At 67.2% G+C, this 5,636-nt stretch carries 6 protein-coding genes; 3 read left to right on the forward strand and 3 right to left on the reverse strand.

The window, feature by feature from the left end; all coding sequences use genetic code 11:
- Positions 1-112 precede the first annotated feature (112 nt).
- Together rimO and AC04L7_RS11460 are read left to right on the forward strand one after the other, a co-directional pair.
- Positions 113-1,474 (forward strand): 30S ribosomal protein S12 methylthiotransferase RimO, encoded by a 1,362-nt coding sequence (rimO, locus tag AC04L7_RS11455; RefSeq protein ID WP_435999302.1) that lies wholly within the window; start codon positions 113-115, stop codon positions 1,472-1,474.
- Positions 1,471-2,298, forward strand: a complete 828-nt coding sequence (locus AC04L7_RS11460) for a DUF3025 domain-containing protein (RefSeq protein ID WP_435999300.1) — start codon at positions 1,471-1,473, stop codon at positions 2,296-2,298. Before rimO ends, AC04L7_RS11460 begins: the two co-directional genes overlap by 4 nt.
- A 3-nt stretch (positions 2,299-2,301) precedes the next feature.
- On the opposite strand, the gene greB is transcribed toward AC04L7_RS11460, so the two are convergent.
- The 3 genes from greB to AC04L7_RS11475 are packed head-to-tail and all read right to left on the reverse strand — an operon-like array spanning position 2,302 to position 4,848.
- Positions 2,302-2,805, reverse strand: a complete 504-nt coding sequence (gene greB / locus AC04L7_RS11465; protein WP_435999298.1) for a transcription elongation factor GreB — start codon at positions 2,803-2,805, stop codon at positions 2,302-2,304.
- 1 nt (position 2,806) lies between these two features.
- Entirely contained in the window at positions 2,807-3,205 is a 399-nt protein-coding gene (locus AC04L7_RS11470) for a copper resistance protein NlpE N-terminal domain-containing protein (RefSeq protein ID WP_435999296.1), read from the reverse strand.
- 8 nt (positions 3,206-3,213) lie between these two features.
- Positions 3,214-4,848 (reverse strand): helicase HerA-like domain-containing protein, encoded by a 1,635-nt coding sequence (locus tag AC04L7_RS11475; protein WP_475513040.1) that lies wholly within the window; start codon positions 4,846-4,848, stop codon positions 3,214-3,216.
- 3 nt (positions 4,849-4,851) lie between these two features.
- Here AC04L7_RS11475 and AC04L7_RS11480 point away from each other — a divergent pair.
- On the forward strand, positions 4,852-5,636 hold a 785-nt coding region (locus AC04L7_RS11480), incomplete at its 3' end, for a transglycosylase SLT domain-containing protein (RefSeq protein WP_475513041.1).

Genomic DNA, 5,636 nt, shown 5'->3' on the forward strand with positions numbered 1-5,636 from the left:
GAAGACGGCACCCAGTGTATGCGCAGGCGGCCCCGGACCGAATGGACGGAACGGGCCGCCCGGGGCGGGGCGCTATAATCCGCGCCCCGTACACGCCGCCGCCGTACTCCCCATGTCCCTGCAGAACCCCAAGGTGGGCTTCGTCAGCCTCGGCTGCCCGAAAGCCCTGGTCGATTCCGAACGCATCCTCACCCAGCTCCGCGTGGAGGGATACGACATCGTGCCGACCTACGACGCGGCGGACGTGGTGGTGGTGAACACCTGCGGGTTCATCGATTCCGCCGTGGCCGAATCGCTCGACGCCATCGGCGAAGCGATGAACGAGAACGGCAAGGTCATCGTGACCGGCTGCCTGGGCAAACGCCCGGAGCAGATCCGCGAGCAGTACCCGGATGTGCTGTCGATCAGCGGTCCGCAGGACTACCAGAGCGTGATGGAAGCGTTGCACGCGGCGCTGCCGCCGAAGCACGATCCCTTCGTCGACCTGGTGCCAGACTACGGCGTCAAGCTGACGCCGCGGCATTACGCGTACCTGAAGATTTCCGAGGGCTGCAACCACCGCTGCAGCTTCTGCATCATCCCGTCGATGCGCGGCGACCTGGTGTCGCGCCCGGTCGATGACGTGCTGCGCGAGGCCGAGCGCCTGGTGCGCGGCGGCGTGAAGGAACTGCTGGTGGTGTCGCAGGACACGTCGGCCTACGGCGTGGACGTGAAGTACGCCGAACGCGAATGGCGCGGCAAGGTGTACCAGACGCGGATGAAGGCGTTGTGCGAGGGCCTGGGCGAACTCGATGCCTGGGTGCGCATGCATTACGTCTACCCGTATCCRCACGTCGACGACGTGATTCCGTTGATGGCCGAAGGCAAGGTGCTGCCTTACCTGGATATTCCTTTCCAGCACGCCAGTCCGCGCATCCTCAAGCTGATGAAGCGTCCCGGCGCCGTCGACAAGACGCTGGATCGCGTGAAGCGCTGGCGTTCGATCAGCCCCGACATCACCCTGCGCTCGACCTTCATCGTCGGCTTCCCCGGCGAAACCGACCAGGAATTCGAGGAGCTGTTGCAGTTCCTCGATGAAGCGCAACTCGACCGCGTGGGTGCGTTCGCCTACTCGCCGGTCGAAGGCGCGGCGGCCAACCTGTTGCCGGATCCGGTGCCGGAAGAAGTGAAGCAGGAGCGCCTGGCGCGTTTCATGGAGAAGCAGGCAGAGATCTCCGCCGCGCGCCTCGAAGCGAAGATCGGCACGGTGCAGCAGTGCCTGGTGGACCTGATCGAAGACGATATCGCCGTCGCGCGCTCGAAGGCCGATGCGCCGGAGATCGATGGCCTGGTGCATATCCAGAATGGCGGCGAACTGGGGCTGCGCGTCGGCCAGTTCGTCGACGTGGAAATCACCGAGAGCGACGAGCACGACCTGATTGGCGATGCCATCGTCGGAACGGCGGGCCGGCCGCTCGACGTCAAGGTGCTGTGACCGCGCCGGCGACGGACACTCATGCTGGCAACGGCCGGCGTCGCTTCGTCGCCCCCTTGCGTGGACAGGTGGATGCCGCATGTTTCCGGCATCCCCTGTTCGGCGGGTATGGCGAGCACCGGGACCTGCTGACGGCCCCGCACTGGCCCGACATCGAAACCCTCAATGCGCGGATGCCGCTCTCCGGGCCCCGTTTCGCGAGACAGGATGCCGGCCTGCTTGCCGACGGGCTGCATTACGAAGCACGGTCCGCGCAGGGGTGCATCGCCACGCGCGCGGAGAACTGGCATGACCTGTTCAACGCGATGGTCTGGCTGCGTCATCCGGCGCTCAAGCACGCGCTCAACCAGCAGCAGTGCCGGCACATGGCGCACATGGGCTCGCGCGAGCGCAGTCCCGCGCAGCAGGCGCTGACCCAGTTCGATGAAAGCGGCGTCATCGTGCAGGTGCGCGATGCGGCACTGCTGGATCTGTGGGATCGGCACGACTGGGCGGCACTGTTCCATGCGAACGCTGCATGCTGGCACGACGGCGGTATCACCGTCGCTGCGGTGGTGGGGCATGCGCTGATGGAGCAGGTGCTGGTGCCCGGGCGCTTGCTGGTCGGCAAGTGTCTTGTCGTATTCGGAGATCAGATCGATGTGATCGCGCGCGTGGTCGAATCGATCTTAGCGGGTGCGATCCTCACTGCGCCAAGCGAACTGCGTCCGCTGCCACTGGCCGGCATTCCCGGATGGCACGCAGGACAGGATGCCGCGTTCTACGGGCAGGAGGACTACTTCCGTCCGTTGCGGGAGGGCCGCGTTTACCCGCGACCGTTGTGAGGATCAGCTCGCGTAGCTGACATCCACCAGCACGAAGTGGGTGATCCCGCCGGGGAGTTCGACCGAGAATTCGTCGTCGATGCGCTTCTTCAACAACGCACGCGCGAGCGGCGAATCGATGCTGATCCAGCCGCGCGTCGCCTCGGTCTCGTCGGGGCCGACGATGCGGTAACGCGAGGTTTCGCCGCTGGCGACATTCTCCAGCTCGATGGTGGCGCCGAAGAACACGGCGTCGGGATCGCTGGGCGCGGTGTCGACCACGCGCAGCACTTCCAGCCGCTTGCTCAGGTAGCGCACGCGCCGGTCGATCTCGCCGAGCTGCTTCTTGCGGTAGGTGTACTCCGCGTTCTCGGAGCGGTCGCCCTCCGCGGCGGCGGCGGCCAGGGCCTTCACCACCTCGGGGCGGCGAACGCGCCACAGATCGTCCAACTCCGCCTTGAGACGATCATGGCCTTCGCGGGTGATCAGGGCGGTGCTCTTCTCGCCCGGTGGGCGCCAGCGCGACACGTCAGCTTTCTCCGGCGGCTTCCGCGCGCCGCAACGTGCGCCCGCGCGGATCCTCGACCGGCTCGATGCAGCTGCCCGCGGTCAACACCAGCAGATCGTCGTCATGGATGGCGAACTCCTGCGCAGGTCCACCGTCTTCCGGCGCGAGCTGCACGCAGGTGCCGTTCCAGGTCACCGACCAGCGGCCGGCGCGCATGGGTGCCGCCTGCAAGTCGTCCTGGCAGTGCGCTTCCAGCGCGTATCGGCCGTCAGCCCCCAGGTCGAGCAATACGTCCTGCGATGCGCAGGTTTCCGCCGGCAGGCTGCCGAAGAACGTGCCGGCGAACGTCGACGGCGCCGGACTGGCGGCGGAAGCCGCCAGCGACAACGCGCAGGCCAACGGTACGAAACTCCACTTCATGCGCGTGATCAGCGACGTCCGCCAAAGATGCTGCCCAGGATGCCACGCACGATCTGGTTGCCCAGCTTGGTGCCGACCGTGCGCGTGGTCTGCTTGGCCATCGTCTCGATCATGCCCTGGCGGCGCTTGGTGCCGAACACCGCGTCCTTCACGGCCTGGCCGAAGCCGCCGGCGTCGGGATCGTCCTGCTCGGTCTTCGCCGGCGGCGCCTGGGCGGCCTGCGTGGCGGTCTCGCCGCGCTTGGCAAGCATTTCCGCGGCGGACTCGCGATCGACGCGGGTATCGTACTTGCCGCCGACGGGGCTGCCGTTGCGTACCTGCTGGCGTTCGCCTTCGTTGATCGCGCCCATCCGGCAGCGCGGCGGCGACACCATCGTCTGCTGCACGGGCGAGGGGATGCCCTTGTCCTGAAGCGTCGACACCAGCGCTTCGCCGGTGCCGAGCTTGGAGATCGCCTGGGCCACGTCGAGCTTGGGATTCGGCACGAAGGTCTCGGCGGCGGTCTTCACCGCCTTCTGGTCGCGCGGGGTGAACGCGCGCAGCGCATGCTGCACGCGGTTGCCCAGCTGGCCGAGGATGTTGTCCGGCACGTCGTCGGGAAACTGCGAGCAGAAGTAGACGCCCACGCCCTTGGAACGGATCAGGCGCACGACCTGCTCGATGCGCTGCTGTAGGGCCGGGGGGGCATCGTCGAACAGCAGGTGGGCTTCGTCGAACACGAAGACCAGCTTGGGCTTGTCCAGGTCTCCCACTTCCGGCAGCGTCTCGAACAGTTCCGACAGCAGCCACAGCAGGAAGCTGGAATACAGGCGCGGCTTCAGGATGAGCTGGTCGGCGGCGAGGATGCCGATCACCCCACGCCCGTCGGTATTCGTGCGCATCAGGTCGGCCAGTTCCAGCGCCGGCTCGCCGAAGAACACCTCGCCGCCTTCCTGTTCCAACCGCAGCAGCGCGCGCTGGATGGCGCCGACCGACTGCGTGCTTACAAGGCCGTAACTGGTGGAAATGTCCTTGCGCTCGGCGGCGACCAGGCCCAGCAGGGCGCGCAGGTCTTCCAGGTCCAGCAGCAACAGCCCGCGGTCGTCGGCGAGCTTGAACACGATGTCGAGCACGCCGCTTTGGGTGTCGTTGAGTTCCAGGATGCGCGAGAGCAGGGTGGGGCCCATCTCGCTGACGGTCGTGCGGACCGGATGGCCCAGCTTGCCGTAGAGATCCCAGAAGATCACCGGATTCGCGCCCGGTGCGTAGTCGGCGATGCCGATGTCCCTGGCCCGCTGCATGACGCGCTCGCTGCCATCGCCGGCGGTGGCGAGTCCGGCCACGTCGCCCTTCACGTCGGCCATGAACACGGGCACGCCCATGCGCGAGAAGCCTTCGGCCAGGGTCATCAGCGTGACCGTCTTGCCGGTACCGGTGGCGCCGGCCACCAGGCCATGGCGGTTGCCGAACTTCGGCTGCAGCGTGACCGGGATGTCGTCCGTGATGCCCTTGCCCAGCAGGATCGGATCCATGTGCAACCTCGCGTGGTGATGGCGCGATTCTAGCGGCTGGAAACCGCCTCCGGGATAAAGCGCTGAGACGCGTGACCTTGCCCCGGTCGCGCAGCCGGGGCTACCCTCCCGGCTCACACTCTGGATGCACACCTGATGTCGCTTGCGGTTCCTGCCTGTCTGCGCCTGTGGCYCGTTGCGGTCGCTCTTTCCCTCCTGCTGGTCTCCCCGCCTTCGCTGGCGCAACGCGTGTCCGCGAAGGATCGCGCCGCCGCGCAAGCGCTGGAACAGCGCATGGCCGCCGCCGAGAAGCGTTACCGCGACGGTCTGGTGCTGGTGGCCAACAGTGATCCGCGCGGCGCTACCGAGAGCGACGCCGCACTCGAGGACATGGAGGACGTGCTGGCGGCCTGCGTTCAGCAGCGCGGCTGTCAGGTGCCCACGCTGCTGGCGACCTACAAGCGGCTGCTGAAGGGCAACGCCGATGCGCAGGGAGAGGGCCCGGGAGACGAGGGCGAGACCCTCGACGCACTCGACGACGGCACCGACCACGCGGTGCCGGCCAGCGCCGCCATCCCCGAAACCGCACGCACCGCGGCGCTGCTGAACGACCAGCGCCATGCGTTCGACCGCATGGTCGAGTACAACCCGGCCATCCAGGCAGGCATCCGCCGCTGGCTGACCGACATGCGCCCGGCGCTGATCGACAGCTACGAGAATTATCAGAACATGCGCGCCGAGCTGTATCCCGCCTGGGAGCGCAGCGGCCTGCCGGAAGCGCTTCTGTTCGGCATCATGGCGAAGGAATCCAACGGGCGCGTGCATTCGACCTCGCGCGCGGGTGCGGCAGGGCCCATGCAGTTCATGTTCCACACTGGCGCCCGTTTCGGTCTGGGACGCGATGCGAGTGGCTTCGACACGCGCTACGACCCGTACGCCTC

Source organism: Pseudoxanthomonas sp. LjRoot204_2 (assembly GCF_056175765.1).